Genomic DNA, 16,281 nt, shown 5'->3' with positions numbered 1-16,281 from the left:
ACCTGACTAAGTGCCTATTAAATAATGCGCATAGTGTCTTAAAATTATTCCACTTAATGTTGAAATGTTTGTAACCAACCAGTTACAAAAATAACATTTCAGGGGCATTATAGTATGAAAAAAATAAATAACTTAGATAGTCGTACATTTAAAAAATCTTCATTGTCTTTAGCACTTAGTGCGACAGTGCTTGCTGGCTTTTCTTTTCAAGGTATAGCCGCAGAAGAAGACGAACTAGAAAAAATAGAACGCGTGCAAGTAACGGGTTCTCGTATTCGTTCAGCCGAGGCGATGTCATCTGCACCTATACAGGTTGTAAGTGGCGAGGCAATTGATGCATCGGGTTCTTTAAACATTCAAAACCTACTGCTAGAAAACCCAGCATTTGGTTCTCCAGCTATTAGCCGTACTAACTCTAACTTTTCAACTGCAAGCGCGGGTGTAGCTACTGTTGATTTGCGTAACTTAGGTTCAAACCGTACTTTAGTACTTGTGAATGGGCGCCGTTATGTATCGGGTGTACCTGGTAGCTCGGCAGTTGATTTAAATACCATTCCTAGTCAATTTATTGAGCGCGTGGAAATTATGACCGGTGGCGCATCATCAGTATATGGCTCTGATGCGGTTGCAGGTGTAGTTAACTTTGTACTAAAAGATGACTTTGAAGGCGTAGAATTTGAAGGCCAATACGGCGAATCAAGCGAAGGCGATGATGAATCGCGCCAGTTTTCTTTTACCTCGGGTTTAACTACGGGTGATGGCAAAGGTCAAGCCATGTTCCACTTAGGCTACTCAGACCAAGGAGCTGTGTTTTCACGCGATCGTGAGCGCTCTGCAGTAGACCAATTTTCAGGTATTTATTTTGAAGGCGATCCGGCGGCAAACCCGGGCTCTATTTTTGAAGCCGTTAATCCGTTTTTCTCATCATTTCCGCCACAAGGGCGTTTTGATGCGGGCGATACACGCTTTACTTACGATCCAAACAACAACTTACAGGACTCGTTTAGCACCAATGGCGGTGACGGTATAGATGCCAACGGCTTTAACCGAAGCGGCGTACGTACCATTGCTATACCAACAGAGCGCTACTTATTTGCCTCAAATGGTAGTTACGAGCTAACAGATAAACACAGCTTCTTTTTTGAAGGGACGTACGCATCTAGTACCACTATTTCAGAGTTAGAGCCTTTTCCGTTAGCCTCAGATGACATTTATGCCAATGGCCGCGTGCCAATTGAGTTTGACGTAAATGGCGAAATGCTCAGAAATGCCTTTGTGTCAGATGATATTTACAATGCAGCAACAGACACCGACGGTGATGGTGCTAGAGATATCTTTTTTGCAAAACGTTTAAGTGATGTAGGTAACCGTGGTGCCCGTGCAGAGCGTGATACATTCCGCTTAGCTGTGGGCTTTCAGGGTGAGATTAACGACAGCTGGTTTTACGATACCTACTATGTGTACGGTAAAACGAAAGAGTCGCAAGTTTCAGGTGGCTTAGTAAATGTACAAAGCTTTCGCCAAGGTTTAGAGGCGGTAATTGATAGCCAAGATTTAGATGCGGATGGCATTACCGATGAAGCGATTTGTATTGATGCAACAGCGCGTGGCTTTAATTGTGCGCCAGTAAACATTTACGGATTTAATTCACTATCGCAAGGTGCAATTGACTTTGTTAGTGCGCCAAGTACGCTTTCTACGTCGGTAGAGCAAGAAATTATTGGCGGTAATGTCTCAGGTGATTTATTTGAGCTGCCTGCGGGTATGGTAGGTATTGCGGCTGGTTTTGAATACCGCGAAGAGTTTTCTCGCAGTGAATTTGATGCCCTACAGCAAGCAGGCTTAAATGCCGGTAATGCAATTCCTGCAACCGAAGGTTCTTTTGATGTAACTGAATACTATGTTGAGGCTAACATTCCAGTGCTGGATGCGGTAACAATGAACGCCGCAGTCCGTTTATCTGACTACTCAACAGTAGGTAATACAGAAAGCTGGAACGTAGGTGTTGATTGGGAAGTGATGGATAGCTTACGCCTTCGTGCTACCCGTGCTCGTTCTACACGTGCGCCTAATATTGATGAGTTATTTTCACCGCCTTCGCAAACATTCCCAAGTGGTTTAAACGATCCATGTATAGGTGTTACAAACAGTGGCGGTGGCGCTGTAGGTGATGCGTGTCGTGCCGATGCGGGTGTTACAAATAATATTGCAACAAACGGTGAGTTTACCCTTAACCAGTCTGATTTACAGGGTATTAGTGGTTTTAACCGTGGTAACCCAGACTTAAAAGAAGAAGTGGGCGACTCTGTGACTGCGGGTGTGGTATTTACCCCAGAGGAGTTAATCTCGGGCCTTGACGTTACCCTTGATTACTTTGATATAGAAATCACTGATGCGATTGTATCTACACCGCGCCAATTTATTCTAGACCAATGTTATGGCGGTGGTGATGATAGCTTCTGTAGCTTTATAACTCGTCGTAGCGGCCCTTCTGGTAATAATAGCGCAGGGTCACTTGAGTTTATTGACAGTGGTGTATCAAATAGTGGTGGCTTAGGAACTGAAGGTGTTGATTTAACACTAACTTACTTTGCCGATATTGGTCCAGGCGCATTTAGAACTCGCCTTGCATACACTTACTTGATTGACGGTTACACTATTCCGTTACCGGGTGCGGATAAAGATGAGTTTGCAGGTGAAATTGGCGCATCTGAGCACAAAGCTAACTGGAACTTAGGCTATAAGCTTGATGACTTTGATTTTAACTGGAGCATGACCTACATAGGGGCTGCTGACTTTGATGATCAATTCTTAAGTGGCTTTGGTATACCTGCTGGCGGCGTGGGTATTGGCTCAGTAACCTACCACGATGTACAAGCAAGCTATCATATAAGTGACGCGGTAGAGCTATACGCCGGCGCTAACAATTTATTTGATAAAGAGCCTCCACGTATACTTTCAGGTGTAAGTGGCTCAAGCACAGGCACTGAAACCGACGCAGGTACGTATGACCCAATCGGACAAACCTTCTATATTGGTTTTAGAAGTAAATTTTAAGCAGTTAATACTGCACAATTGTAGTTTTTCCAGCTTCACTTAATTAAGGAGCTGGTATTAACAAAAGCCCCAGCCGTTGCTGGGACTTTTTAATGCAAGCGCGAAAAGGGTGGGCTAGTTTGCTTTAAAATTATTTATGCTCCGCTTAAACCAAAAACAACGCCACTGGTAACAGTGGCGTTGTTTAGTCAATAGGGGGCGCTAATATAGTATCCGAATCGCAAAGAAATTTACGATTCTCCCTATTTGTAGCCCTCCCCTTTTGAGGGCTTATTTTTTAGCTTAGTCTAAGTACGCTTTTAACATCCATACTAGTTTTTCTTGCTCTGAAATATAATCACCCATTAATGACGCTGTACCTTCATCATCTGCATCGCCTGCTTGAGTAAGTACTTCACGTTGCATTTTAATTAGTGTGCTGTAGCCAGCTAATAGGTTTTCTACGGCTGCGGTACCATCGCTAATGTTTTTAGCTTCTTTAATTTCACTTACTTCTAAGTAATCAGAAAACGCATGTAGTGGCGCGCCATCTAACGTTAAAATACGTTCAGCAATTTCATCTACTTTTTCAAGCAGAAGATTGTAAATCTCTTCAAATTTAATGTGTAATTCAAAAAAGTTACGGCCTTTAATATTCCAATGAAAACCGCGCGCATTCATGTATTGAATTTGGTAGCTGCTCAATAATGTATTGAGTGACTTAACAATGTCTTCGCTTTTTGCGCTGTTTAAACCAATTGCATTTACCTGTGACATACCTTGCTCCTTGATGAACCGTTTATTTATGAACTGATGATCATTATTGCTCAGTGCTATTAATTAGTAAAATTGTTTAAACCAGTCAATGCAATAGGTTTTAACTATTAATAACGTGCAGCGCAATAAATCACTCATACAATATAGATGGGTTGAATTTATTAAAATTCTACCCCTTAACAATAAAATAAAGACAAAACATGGATAAATTATGATCTAAAACAAGTTTTCTACAAGGTTGAATATTGGCTATTTGATGTATTGATCTAAATCAGTAAATGCTTATGGCTGTAGCGCATAATTCACTCAAGCAAAATAAATATCTTAAATTTATTGGAGAGCGATTATGGATGCAAAAACAGTAAAACAAAATAAAGCAGAGTTCATAGTGGTAGGTATAGCCGTTATAGCATTTGTATTGGGGCTGGTGGCGCATTTAGCAGGCGCAAGTTTTGCCAATGCCGACACGTTTGGCTACATTGCCGCACCCATGCCACTTATTTTGGGGGTGATATTTTTAATCAGTTATAAAATAGCAGAGGCGGGGGAAGACTAGGCTGCTTCGTTAAGGCACTTAATAATGTATTCAAGCACTTGGCGAGAATAAATCATACTGGTATGGCTTAAATGAAACACTTTATGCTCAGCCATGCCTTTAAGCTTGGTTTCGTCTAGTAAAACGGTGCCATCGGACTGACTGCCTTTGACAATTAACGGCATTAACCCAATGGGCAAATCGCCAGCAATACTGTAAAGCTTGGCCTTAAACGGCCAGTTACCATTTTTAGTGAGTAAAAACTCGACGCTGTTTTTTAAAAAAGTTTCAAACCCTTTTTGCTTCATCTTTTGCGCTATGTGGCTGCCTTGATGCGGTGTGCCAAGCGTAATCACTTTAGTGACATGGTGACTCGCTGGCGTGCCTGCCTCTAAGTAGGCGCGGGCAATTAATCCGCCCATAGAGTGACATACTAATGCAGAGGGCTCATCACCAATAAACTCATCAATTTGTTTAAATATGGTGCTTAAGTTAGGGTCGAGCGTATTGTAAGTGAGATTCAGTACTTTAACTCCAGACTGTTCAAGACGAGAGCAGAGCGGGCGCATAACAAAGCCCGACATATAAAGGCCGTGTAATACAATAACGTGGTTTATTTTCATACGCCCTTACCTACAATTTACATTAACTGTTGTGGTTTTATTTCGATATTAGCCGTATCAGAACTGACCCACACATCACCATCTTGAACGGTAATGGTAAGTTTTATATTACGGTCGGCTAAATCTGCAAGTGCCTGAGTAGCGGCGTAATCAAGGCTAAAAATACTTAAGTTTTTAAAATCGTACAATTTAGGTTGATGTTTTTGCCACCAAATAGCTTGGTTGTTTTCGCCATAGGTATAAAGCACCACTTTTTTAGCTTTATTGCAGGCTTTTTTAAGACGTTTTTCATCTGGCAGGCCCAGCTCAATCCACAGCTCTATTTCTTCACTGTAGTTTACATGCCAAAGCTCAGGTTCATCGTCGGCACTTAAGCCTTTGGTAAATTCTAAGCCATCACAACTATTTAGCGCATAGGCTAATAAGCGAATCATCAAGCGTTGCTCGGTTTCAGAGGGATGCTGTGCCAACGTTAAATTAAAATCTTGGTACACGTGGCGGTCCATATCGCTTAACGATAATTGCGCTTTAATAATGGTAGATTTAAGAGCCATAATATCTAATCTAAAAAAATTTGCGCCAGTATAGCGCAATTAAATGAATTGCCAGTTAAAATAGCGTCAAATTATATGTTAGGAGTTAAAAATGGCTATCCAGTGGTTCCCTGGGCGCTTGTATTAACTTCCGTGCCGCTCCGTAGTGTTACTTAAACTCCTTAAAAAACATGTGTTTAATCTGTTTTTATTCCGTATTTGTCCAGTCTAATCTTGTTGCTTCTACTATTTTTAGTACCCACGTTAGTACCCATGAGATTATGTTTTATATATACTAGCCTTAATCATCATTATGGAGCTTATTATGGCTAGGCCTGTAGTTCGTCTAACGGATAAGAAAATAAAATCAATTACTAGTACAGGCAAAGAACAAACGCTTTCTGACGGTGGCGGTCTTCAACTGCGTGTTTTACCTAGTGGTACTAAATCTTGGCAATTTAAGTTTAAAGATCCAATAAGTGATAAATTTAATAAATTACCCCTTGGGCTTTATCCAGCACTATCGCTTGCTAACGCACGTACTAAAGCTATTGAGTATCAAGAACTACTAGCGCAAGGTATTAACCCAAAGGCATATGAGCTTGCAAAAAAGCGAACAGAGAGCCGAAAAGCTGCGAATACTTTTTTAGCTGCCGCAGAGCTTTGGTTTGAACGAAAAAAGCCAACTGTTACACCTCATCATGCAGCTAGAGAATGGCGAACGCTTGAGATGTATATTTTCCCGAAAATGAAGGGCATGCCTTTAGAAAGCATTACAGCGATTGATACCATTGAAATTCTCAGGCCACTTGAGGCTGACGGTAAACACTCTACAATCAAGCGTATTTGCCAAAGCCTGAATCAAATCATGGATTACTCAGTAAACCATGGTTTCATCAATGCCAATCCACTAGCAAAAATCATAAAAGTATTTACTAAAAATAAAGTAGAACATATGGCTACTATTAAGCCTGAAGAGCTCCCTGATTTTTTAACTGCTTTGAATAACTCACAAACTATTCAGAATAAAACTAAACTTTTAATCTTGTGGCAATTGCACACTATGACTCGCTCAAAGGAAGCCGCAGGCACTAAGTGGGCTGACATTAATATTGAAGAGGCTGTATGGGCGATCCCAGCCGAAGAAATGAAACGCAGAAGAGCGCACCGAGTACCTTTAACGTCTGCTACTTTGGCAATACTTGAGCAAATGAAGCCACTCAGCGGTCACCATGAATATGTATTCCCGAGTGAACGTAATGAGAAGAGTCATGCAAGCACCTATACGGTCAATGCAGCCATTAAACGCAGTTTAGGCTACAAAGGTAAGCTGGTAGCCCATGGACTGCGTTCTGTCGCCTCTACAGCACTTCATGAAAAAGGTTACGATAGTCTGTTAGTTGAAGCCTGCTTAGCCCACGCAGATGAAAATGAAACAAGAGCGGCATATAACCGCTCTGATTATTTAGAGCAACGCAGACCAATAATGGGCTGGTGGAGTGAGTTAATTGAGCAGGCTAGTCTCAAATAAATGTACTTAATCAAGTTTTGCTTTGACTATTTCATTGAGAGCTTTTCTCTCTGTAGTATTTAGTTTTTTAGCGTAGTTGGTTAGTTTTTTTTGGTTGGCTTTGGTTAAACCAAAGAGGTTATTATTCTTTTGGCGAAGTATATTTTGTTTGTGTGCGTTGTATAATGCTGTAGTTAGTTCACTTGTTGTTGGTAGCTTGTCTTTTTTTAAACCAACAAAAACTATATTTAATTTCAATGCATTAGAGTGAACGGGTATATCCTGATAAGTATTTATACCGTCTATTGTAAATCTTATACCGTTATATTTTCTTTCTACATATCCCATGATTGCGCTATTAGGATATGGATTAACTTTGTAATGTGCATATTGATCGCAGTTCAATGATTTTAATGAGGCTTTTTTAAGAGCAGCTTTGTCTTTGTTTTTTAATTCTAGATAATGCGAATATAATTCTAAAAAAGGTGTTTTATTTGTGACCTCAGAGCTGTTTTCTGTGTTCAGGTCGATGAAGGGCGCATTTCTCGCTGTAATATTTACGGTATTATTGTGATTAGAAACCTTCTTTTTAGAAAAGTACTTACTAACTAGAGTAATACTTGTTAGTGGTGCAGTGAAACGCTCTAAGTAGCGACCGTTTAAAAAATTCCAATTACTTATCAACGCAATAACAGACCAATAGATTGTCTCATTATCAATTGGTTTTATGAATTGGAGCGTATCTTTTTTCCCTGAAGCTACCTCTAGTTTCTCTATTAGATAACGCCAAACCCAGATACATGTTTTTTCATCTTTTATATCTAACCATGGAAGTGGTGTTTTACCTGTTACAAACTGTGAATAGCTGCGCTTCATAGTCAGTAAGTAGTCTTGTTTAACTTCTTCGACGCAAAGTGTAGCATCAAAAATTCTAATGATTAGAGGGTAAATCTCTTTAACGTTACAAGCAAAATCTCGAAAGTACTTATTTGGGGGGGCGTAGTAATAGCGTTTAGGAGGGTTAAATTTCAAGTAAAAAAATACCCAGCATAACTGTTTTGGCTCACTATCTGACAGCCAATTGAAACTCTCAATAGGTAGCATATTTGCAAAGTAACTCTTCATTAACTTTCTCAATTCATACTTGAGACGACACCCTGTTTCATTAATGGATTCATTTTCCCAACACTGAATAATATAGCGAGCTTCTTTAATGTTTTTAGGGAGTTGATTTACCTGAAACAACTCAGTGTGATGAATATATTTAACTAACCACAAGAGTGATCTTTCATCATTTTTGAATGTGTCTAGCCATGACATTTTTGTAATTCCTTATTAAGTGAAGTTCATTTATAGCATAACTAAAGCATAATTTATAAGTGATTTATTCATAAAAAATCAAACTATATATAGTAAAAAATACGTAACTAAGATGCTTTTTATGGGCACGTTTTTACTGGGGTAAGCTGTTCTTTGGTGTTTATTTTCTTAGTTTTGATTTTATGATCTATCGCATGCTAGTTTTGAAAAAGCAAATATTAAGCTTTGTAGGTAGATGAATTGATCCCACATCGGTACTACTTTTCTCTTTTTTCTTTCTGTTAAATTCAACTCAACAGCCTATGGTTTTCTGATTCATACTACACAAATCTGATGGGTTGTTTTTCTGTATAGGTAATATATACACGGCACTATCTCTCCAAACATATTAAGGAATAATGGATAAATAATTACTAAGGAGACACCTCTTATGTGACTAATTAAATTAAGAGGAAATTATGAATAAACGTCATCCAGTTAATAGGAACTTAGTGATAAACAAAGTAGGGTTCTACAAAAATATTCCTGTATGGAATAAAGGAGACTTGATACAAAATTATTTAATATCTATTGAGCAGGTTCTAACTCAAAGCCTGAATGAACATCCTAGGACTTTGGCTATTAGATTTGATTTAAGATTTCCAGTTAGCTTTGGGATTATTGATCAAATCGCAAGTTTACAAACATCGCATATATCGAGCTTTTTTAAGAATCTTGATCTAGAAATAAAGCGTGACATTAAAGATAAAATTAAAAGAAACGGTAATGCTCACCATAGTAGTTTGAGATACATATGGGTTAAAGAGCAAGATAGCTCTTGCATGCCTCATTATCATGTTGCGATTTTTCTGAATAAAGACACTTATTATGGTTTAGGTAATTATCAAGGTAATGGTGATAATATGGCTTCTCGTATAATAAGGGCTTGGGCCAAGTCTATAGGTATTGAAACCTATGATGCAGGTAAGTGTGTAGAATTTCCTGATAATCATACATACAGGCTTAATAGGAACAGTGAAAACTTTGCAGAGGATTTTGAACAGCTATTCTTTAGAGTTAGTTATTTTGCAAAAGTTGATACAAAAGCTTTTGGTAGTAAAGATAATTACTTTGGTTGCAGCAGAAGGTAATCAACTTCCCATTAAGCTACTTAACAGTGTTTTGAGACCTTCAACTAGCTAAATAAGCTCAAACCCTTAGTATATAAGGGATGGCAAGTTCCCAAAATACCATTATGAGAACTTAAAAAATAAACGGTGTTATTACACTATAAAAGAGTGCTCATATAGAGCACTCGTATTTAACTAATCAAATAAACTAGCAATACCAGCAACTATCCCACCAGCTACCGCCAAAGGGATTGTAACAGGCGCAGAGGCAACGCCTGCACCAATTACTATTGCACCAGATGTAAGGGCTCCAGCAGCTGCACCGGAGCCTATAGCCACGGCTGTTCTGCTTACGCTAGAGTCACTACTGCCAGTAATTTGTTTAGATAGCTCATTACCAACTAAGCCGCACGAAACGGCTTTATCTAAAGACATAATGCCTTCCTTTTAGTTAAGTAAAATCAGCGTCAGAATGACGCTACTAATGGTTATAGCTCTAGTTCTTCAAAGTCTTTGTCTATTTCCTCCTGTGTTATGCCTATATAACGAAGTGTTGTTGCTTCGGAGCTATGGCGAAGCATTTTCATTACTCGGGCGATGTCGTGGGTTTTCTGATACAAGTGATAACCGCGAGTTTTACGCATTGAGTGAGTACCTAAATGAATGTTTAGTTCTTCACCAACTAGCGCAAATGCTTTTGTAACCGCTCTACGAGACAGAGGTTTAGGTTTTGAGTTAATTGCTTGTTGATTTCGGTATGATTGAAATAAGTAGATGTGGTGTGGATGAGTCAGTTTGATTTCGTTGATTAAGGTAAGCGCCTTATCATTTAGCTTTATTTCAGCTAATTTCGAGGTCTTTGACTCATAGATAATCAACCTATCATTGTTTATGTCAGTGAACTTCACCGCGAGTAAATCAGATATTCTAAGCGCGAGATTTAAGCCAATATTCCATATTTGGCTCATTTGTCTTGAGCAACGCTTTTCTAGTAAGTAACTAACAAGCCTTACTGTATCAAGATCTTTAACTGCTTGTACTTCAGCCATAAAAACCTCCCTTTATTCAGTAGTAACCGTAACCTGATAACAACCTGTGTTGTAGTACTCAACAAAGTTTGAAATGAACAAGGCTAACAACTCTTTACCTTCTCTAGCATTCAACCAACCAGCTAAAAAGTGATAAACCTGCTTAATGCTAAAGCACACATCAATTTCTTTTATCAGTTCAGGGGTATGACGGCCCTGATACGAAAAGTCAGTAATATAAATAAGCTGCCAGCTGGTGGCCTGCTTTTCTAACCTAACCTCTACAGGGTGAAAGCCTCCAGCTTCAGGGCTGTAGTCTGGATCTCTAAAGTTAAGTGTAACCGCCTTAGCTACTCCTACAGAATCACCTCCATTAGTAACTGCACTTACAATCACACCAATAAAAGAGTCAGGCACTTTTAAGCCTGATACTTGCTCTATTTTTAACGCCATATTTAACTCCTTTTAAATTAAGCCATGTTCAGCAAATGAATAAGTGCTTTCGCCAATGATGATGTGATCAAGCACCGATACATCAATTAGGTTAAGTGCCTGCTGTAATTTGGTAGTAATGAGTTTATCTGCTTGAGAAGGCGTAGTAACGCCTGAAGGGTGGTTATGCGCCAATATAACGGATGCAGCATTAAGCTCCAGCACCTCTTTAACAACTTCTCTAGGATAAACGCTAGCAGCGTTAATAGTGCCTCTAAATAGCTCTTTAAACTCCAGTATGCGGTTCTGGCTATCTAAAAACAGGACGGCAAATACTTCATGTTCATGTATTGCGAGTTTATGTTTTAAGTACTCTTCGCAATCATTAGGGCTATTTAAAACGCCATCTCTAAACTGCTTCTTAGCGATTATGTATGCAGCAGCTTCAAGTATTTGCTCATCATTTACGGGGTGTTTAAATTCATATAACGACTGTTGACCTTGCATTGTAAATTCCTCTTAAGTGGTTCATGCAAGTTAGTGATGTATATGTGTAAGTTTTTTGTTTGAGGGCATAAAAAAATACTAACCCCGGAAAGGTTATGAACTAATAACCAACCGGAGAAATTCCATGCGTTTAATCAAATTAAAAGAAGTAATCGAAAAAACATCACTTGGTCGTTCAACAATTTATGAGTTTATGACTGATGGCAGATTCCCAAAGCAAGTATCGTTGGGTGCAAAATCTGTAGCCTGGCTTGAGTCAGAAGTGGATGACTGGATTATGGAAAGAATTGGTGAAAGGGAAGTGTAAAGACAATAAAACTATTTATAAACTGAAGCAGCAGATTGATTATATAGAATTTGTGGTAGTATTATTTGAATGAAAAGTAAGTCAGATAAAGCTCGTATTGGCTTTATCTGACTTACTAAAATATGCGGCTTAATATTAAATAACGTACTTTACGGGAATAAAGAAATGACAAGTAATCAACAACGTGCTGAGCTTCAACGACAAATATGGGCTATTGCTAACGATGTGCGAGGTTCAGTAGATGGTTGGGACTTCAAGCAGTACGTGTTGGGTACTTTGTTCTATCGCTTTATCAGTGAAAACTTTGTTAGTTACATCACAGGCGGTGATGAAAGTGTTAATTATGCGGCGATGTCTGATGATGATGAAAACATCAAGTTTGCAAAAGAAGATGCCATTAAAACCAAAGGTTACTTTATTCTTCCAAGCCAGTTGTTTAGCAATGTGGCTGCCAATGCGCACAAAAACGAAAATTTAAATACGGATTTGGCGGCCATTTTTGCTGCAATCGAAAACTCAGCCAATGGCTATGATTCAGAAAAAGACATCAAAGGCTTGTTTGCGGATTTTGATACCACCAGTAATCGTCTGGGTAATACGGTAGAGGCAAAAAACAAACGCCTTGCTGCGGTATTAAAAGGCGTAGCTGGACTTAACATCACTCAATTTGAAGATAACGAAAACGATCTGTTTGGTGATGCTTACGAGTTCCTTATTTCAAATTACGCCGCCAATGCGGGTAAATCAGGTGGCGAATTTTTTACGCCTCAGCACGTTTCAAAACTGATCGCGCAGCTCGCCATGCATGGCCAAACCAGTGTGAATAAAATCTATGATCCTGCGGCGGGTTCTGGTTCGTTGCTGCTACAAGCCAAAAAGCATTTTGATGCGCATATCATTGAAGATGGTTTTTTTGGTCAAGAGCTCAACCACACCACCTACAACTTGGCGCGTATGAACATGTTTTTGCATAACATTAATTACGACAAGTTCAATATTCAGTTGGGTGATACCTTAACCGAACCGCACTTTTTAGATGACAAGCCGTTTGATGCGATTGTCTCTAACCCGCCTTATTCGGTGAAATGGATTGGCAGTGACGACCCAACCCTAATCAACGACGACCGCTTTGCGCCCGCTGGTGTACTTGCACCTAAATCAAAAGCCGACTTTGCTTTTGTATTACATGCACTGAATTATTTATCAAGTAAAGGCCGTGCGGCGATTGTTTGTTTTCCTGGGATTTTCTATCGTGGTGGCGCAGAGCAAAAAATTCGCCAGTACCTTGTTGATAACAACTACGTGGAAACCGTGATTTCACTGGCACCAAATCTGTTCTTTGGCACCACCATTGCGGTAAATATTTTGGTGCTGTCTAAACATAAAACCGACACCACCACCCAATTTATCGATGCCAGTGGCGAGGCTTACTTTAAAAAGGAAACCAATACCAACGTTATCACCAATCAGCACATAGAAGAGATCATGAAGGTGTTTGCCAGTAAAGAGAATGTGGAGCACTTTGCCAAATGTGTTGATTTGGATGTTATCGCAGGTAACAGCTACAACCTTTCGGTAAGTAGTTATGTAGAAGCTAAAGACAACCGCGAGCCAGTGGACATTACAGAGCTTAATGCCGAACTTAAAACCACTGTTGCTAAAATTGATGCTCTTCGCAGTGATATTGACGCCATTGTAGCGGAAATTGAAGGTGAGGAGCTTGAGGCATGAGTCAGTTGAACTATTTAGAGAAACTGCTGGATGGGGTTGAGGTTGAATGGACGACGCTAGGGAATGAACACGCGGTTGAAATAGCCAATAGTGGTCGAAAGCCCGTAAAAGCAGCGCTGCGTGTAGCAGGAGAAACGCCGTATTATGGCGCAAATAACATTCAAGATTATGTTGACGGCTACACACATGATGGAGAGTTCGTGCTTATTGCTGAAGATGGTTCAGCAAGTCTTGAGAACTACTCTATTCAATACGCAACGGGTAGGTTCTGGGCAAACAACCATGTTCATGTTGTGAGAGGTAAAGAAGTTATCAATACACGCTACCTATATCACTATCTTTGTATTGTTAACTTTGTTCCGTTTTTATCTGGTGGTGGTCGTGCCAAGCTGACCAAAGGAAAGCTGGTTGATATACCGCTCCCCATCCCATGCCCAGATAACCCAGAGAAATCGCTGGCAATACAAGCTGAAATAGTGCGTATTCTGGACGCATTTACCGCCATGACCGCCGAGCTGACCGCCGAGCTTAACATGCGTAAAAAACAATACAACTACTACCGAGATCAGTTGTTGAGTGCTGAAAATGATGGCGTAGAATGGAGAACATTAGAGGATCTTTGTGCCTCTATTTCTGCTGGCGGAGATGTACCTAAAAATAGTTCTAAAGGTCAGACCGATCCAACTGATGAATATCCATATCCAATCTATGCAAACGCTACAGGCGAAAAAGGATTATATGGTTTCACTGATGACTATAAAATTGACAGCGATGCAGTAACCGTCTCTGCGCGTGGTGCAAAAGTCGGATACCACACTGTTCGAGAAGCTAAGTTCACACCAATTATTCGTCTAATTGTTTTAATAGCCAACAAAAATATAATCAGTACAAGATATTTAAACTATGTTTTAGATATGACTCCCATTGGTGGTACTGAGGCTGGGATCCCGCAACTTACAGTTCCAATGGTCAAAAAGCTCACAGTTCCAATTCCTTTTCCAAATGACCCCAAAAAATCACTTATTGAGCAGGCTCGAATAGTTTCTATTTTGGATAAATTCGATACGTTAACAACTTCACTGCAAGAAGGTTTGCCCCGCGAAATTGAGCTACGCCAAAAGCAATACGAGTATTATCGTGACATGTTATTGAGCTTCCCCAAACCTATGGAGGAAACAGCGTAAATGAGCTGTCAAATGTACAATCTGATCATGGCAAGCGTGCCTAGCTTTTACTCAGGCGATCAAGGGGAATTCACGATTCCGAAAGACAGGTTTCTTGAATACACGGAAGCAGCTATCAAAGGGCAATTTCAATCATTAGATCAGGATGCAATAAATAAGCTCAAGAATCTGCCAACCATGTTTGCGGTCGAGAATGAAGTCGTTGATGCAAGAATTGGGAAAATTACCGATATTAAAGTTAATTCTAATAATTTACGCATTAAGTATAGATTTGGCAAAGACTACCACCCTTTAACCAGAGGTCTTCTAAAGGAGGAACAACAAAAATTAGATATCGATGATTTTGAGTTTCACCGGGGGCATTGGGCCGTTAAGAAATGTGATATTTCTGAATTTTATGGGGAGTATTTAAAATCACTTGCAGGGATTGCTCATAAATTAAAGAATACTGATAAAAAAGTGCAGTTAATCTATGCCTTTAATGGCACAGGTAAGACGCGTTTATCCCGTGAATTTAAAGAGATTATCGCGCCAAAGGAAGATGGGCTTGATGATCTTGATGGTGCAGAGCAAGCGCCACTGTCGCGCCACAAGATTTTGTATTACAACGCGTTTACGGAAGACTTGTTTTACTGGGATAACGACTTAGATGCTGATTCAGAGCCGAAGTTAAAAATCCAACCCAATACGTTTACCGATTGGATCATAAGAGATCGTGGACAAGATCAAAACATTATTACCAACTTTCAGCGCTATACCAATAATAAGTTAACGCCTCAGTTTATTGAACAAACAAAACAAATATCTGAGAATGGTCGAAGAGTTAATATTAGTACCTTTCCGGAAGTTAAATTTACCTATGAGCGTGGAACAGAACATACCCCGCCGATTAAAATATCCAAAGGTGAAGAAAGTAACTTCGTGTGGAGTGTTTTTTTTACGCTACTTGAAGAAGTTATGGAGATCTTAAAAGAACCTGATATAGATAAACGTGAAGATGACTATTTTAATGAACTTGAGTATGTTTTTATCGATGATCCGGTAAGCTCTTTAGATGATAACCACTTAATTGAATTAGCCGTTAATTTAGCAAGCCTTATAAAATCAAGTGAATGTAATATTAAGTTCGTAATTACCACTCATAACCCGCTTTTTTATAATGTGTTATCTAATGAGTTTAATAATAAATGGTGTAAAAATCCTGAAACTCAGCCGCGTGTTTGGAACTATAAGCCAAACCAATGCCAGAAATATCGTTTAAACAAAAGTATCGAAGAGAAGTTTGATTTAATTGAACTTGGTGTAAAAACGCCATTTTCATATCATTTGCACTTATTGTCGGAGATAAGAAAAGCCATTAATGATAATCAAGTTAAAAAGTATCACTTTAATTTTATAAGAAATATTTTAGAGAAAACCGCTACGTTTTTAGGGCACGATAAATGGGAAAGCCTTCTTCCCAAAGTCGCTGATAATTCTTTCGACTCATATGCCAATCGAATTCTACAGTTATCTAGTCATTCTGCACATGCAGGTGAAGAGACTGGAGAGGTTGAAGAAAATGATAAAGTAAAACTAGAAGAACTTGTTAATTTTTTAAGCAGTGAATATGGCTTTTTGAAACTGGAGGCTGAAGGTGACCAATAAGA

Annotated in this window: 16 protein-coding genes; 8 read left to right on the top strand and 8 right to left on the bottom strand. The window is 39.3% G+C overall.

Going from position 1 to position 16,281, the window contains the following annotated elements; all coding sequences use genetic code 11:
* The first annotated feature begins 114 nt into the window (after positions 1 to 114).
* Positions 115 to 3,057 (top strand): TonB-dependent receptor, encoded by a 2,943-nt coding sequence (locus VOI46_RS16440; RefSeq protein ID WP_004585993.1) that lies wholly within the window; start codon positions 115 to 117, stop codon positions 3,055 to 3,057.
* Positions 3,058 to 3,339: 282 nt separating this feature from the next.
* Here VOI46_RS16440 and VOI46_RS16435 read toward each other — a convergent pair whose 3' ends face one another.
* Entirely contained in the window at positions 3,340 to 3,813 is a 474-nt protein-coding gene (locus VOI46_RS16435; protein WP_004585992.1) for a Dps family protein, read from the bottom strand.
* Between the two features lie 346 nt (positions 3,814 to 4,159).
* Between VOI46_RS16435 and VOI46_RS16430 the strand changes: the two genes are divergently transcribed.
* Positions 4,160 to 4,369 (top strand): hypothetical protein, encoded by a 210-nt coding sequence (locus tag VOI46_RS16430; protein ID WP_004585991.1) that lies wholly within the window; start codon positions 4,160 to 4,162, stop codon positions 4,367 to 4,369.
* On the opposite strand, the gene VOI46_RS16425 is transcribed toward VOI46_RS16430, so the two are convergent.
* Positions 4,366 to 4,971 (bottom strand): alpha/beta hydrolase, encoded by a 606-nt coding sequence (locus VOI46_RS16425; RefSeq protein WP_004585990.1) that lies wholly within the window; start codon positions 4,969 to 4,971, stop codon positions 4,366 to 4,368. The genes VOI46_RS16430 and VOI46_RS16425 overlap by 4 nt on opposite strands.
* A 17-nt stretch (positions 4,972 to 4,988) precedes the next feature.
* Positions 4,989 to 5,525 carry a YaeQ family protein gene (locus tag VOI46_RS16420; RefSeq protein ID WP_024033976.1) on the bottom strand — a complete coding sequence of 179 codons (537 nt, stop codon included), beginning with the start codon at positions 5,523 to 5,525 and terminating at the stop codon, positions 4,989 to 4,991.
* A 304-nt stretch (positions 5,526 to 5,829) separates the two neighbouring features.
* Here VOI46_RS16420 and VOI46_RS16415 point away from each other — a divergent pair, with 304 nt between their 5' ends.
* On the top strand, positions 5,830 to 7,035 hold the full coding sequence (locus VOI46_RS16415; RefSeq protein WP_248443756.1) for a tyrosine-type recombinase/integrase: 1,206 nt from the start codon (positions 5,830 to 5,832) through the stop codon (positions 7,033 to 7,035).
* Positions 7,036 to 7,041: 6 nt separating this feature from the next.
* Here the strand turns inward: VOI46_RS16415 and VOI46_RS16410 are convergent, their stop codons facing one another.
* Complete coding sequence (locus VOI46_RS16410; protein ID WP_324738099.1) at positions 7,042 to 8,334, bottom strand: hypothetical protein; 1,293 nt, start codon at positions 8,332 to 8,334, stop codon at positions 7,042 to 7,044.
* A gap of 458 nt (positions 8,335 to 8,792) precedes the next feature.
* Here VOI46_RS16410 and VOI46_RS16405 point away from each other — a divergent pair, with 458 nt between their 5' ends.
* Complete coding sequence (locus VOI46_RS16405; RefSeq protein ID WP_182760924.1) at positions 8,793 to 9,464, top strand: inovirus Gp2 family protein; 672 nt, start codon at positions 8,793 to 8,795, stop codon at positions 9,462 to 9,464.
* A gap of 174 nt (positions 9,465 to 9,638) precedes the next feature.
* On the opposite strand, the gene VOI46_RS16400 is transcribed toward VOI46_RS16405, so the two are convergent.
* From VOI46_RS16400 to radC, 4 genes are read right to left on the bottom strand one after another with little or no spacing between them, the layout of a single operon-like run.
* Complete coding sequence (locus VOI46_RS16400; protein WP_099295144.1) at positions 9,639 to 9,878, bottom strand: hypothetical protein; 240 nt, start codon at positions 9,876 to 9,878, stop codon at positions 9,639 to 9,641.
* Between the two features lie 53 nt (positions 9,879 to 9,931).
* Complete coding sequence (locus tag VOI46_RS16395; protein WP_197176839.1) at positions 9,932 to 10,492, bottom strand: tyrosine-type recombinase/integrase; 561 nt, start codon at positions 10,490 to 10,492, stop codon at positions 9,932 to 9,934.
* A 12-nt stretch (positions 10,493 to 10,504) separates the two neighbouring features.
* Positions 10,505 to 10,924, bottom strand: coding sequence for a DUF2787 domain-containing protein (locus VOI46_RS16390; RefSeq protein WP_324738098.1), 420 nt, complete (start codon positions 10,922 to 10,924; stop codon positions 10,505 to 10,507).
* 12 nt (positions 10,925 to 10,936) lie between these two features.
* Positions 10,937 to 11,410 (bottom strand): DNA repair protein RadC, encoded by a 474-nt coding sequence (radC, locus tag VOI46_RS16385; protein WP_024595466.1) that lies wholly within the window; start codon positions 11,408 to 11,410, stop codon positions 10,937 to 10,939.
* A gap of 124 nt (positions 11,411 to 11,534) precedes the next feature.
* Here radC and VOI46_RS16380 point away from each other — a divergent pair, with 124 nt between their 5' ends.
* From VOI46_RS16380 to VOI46_RS16365, 4 genes are all read left to right on the top strand, one after another.
* Complete coding sequence (locus tag VOI46_RS16380) at positions 11,535 to 11,717, top strand: AlpA family transcriptional regulator (protein ID WP_324738097.1); 183 nt, start codon at positions 11,535 to 11,537, stop codon at positions 11,715 to 11,717.
* Positions 11,718 to 11,882: 165 nt separating this feature from the next.
* Complete coding sequence (locus VOI46_RS16375) at positions 11,883 to 13,448, top strand: type I restriction-modification system subunit M (RefSeq protein ID WP_324738096.1); 1,566 nt, start codon at positions 11,883 to 11,885, stop codon at positions 13,446 to 13,448.
* Positions 13,445 to 14,632 (top strand): restriction endonuclease subunit S, encoded by a 1,188-nt coding sequence (locus tag VOI46_RS16370; protein ID WP_324738095.1) that lies wholly within the window; start codon positions 13,445 to 13,447, stop codon positions 14,630 to 14,632. Before VOI46_RS16375 ends, VOI46_RS16370 begins: the two co-directional genes overlap by 4 nt.
* Complete coding sequence (locus tag VOI46_RS16365) at positions 14,633 to 16,279, top strand: AAA family ATPase (protein WP_324738094.1); 1,647 nt, start codon at positions 14,633 to 14,635, stop codon at positions 16,277 to 16,279.
* Positions 16,280 to 16,281 lie beyond the last annotated feature (2 nt).

Source organism: Pseudoalteromonas sp. CuT4-3 (assembly GCF_035666335.1).
Classification (GTDB): Bacteria; Pseudomonadota; Gammaproteobacteria; order Enterobacterales; family Alteromonadaceae; genus Pseudoalteromonas; species Pseudoalteromonas atlantica.
Note: the sequence above shows the minus strand (reverse complement) of the source record. Positions and strands in the feature narration are given on the sequence as shown.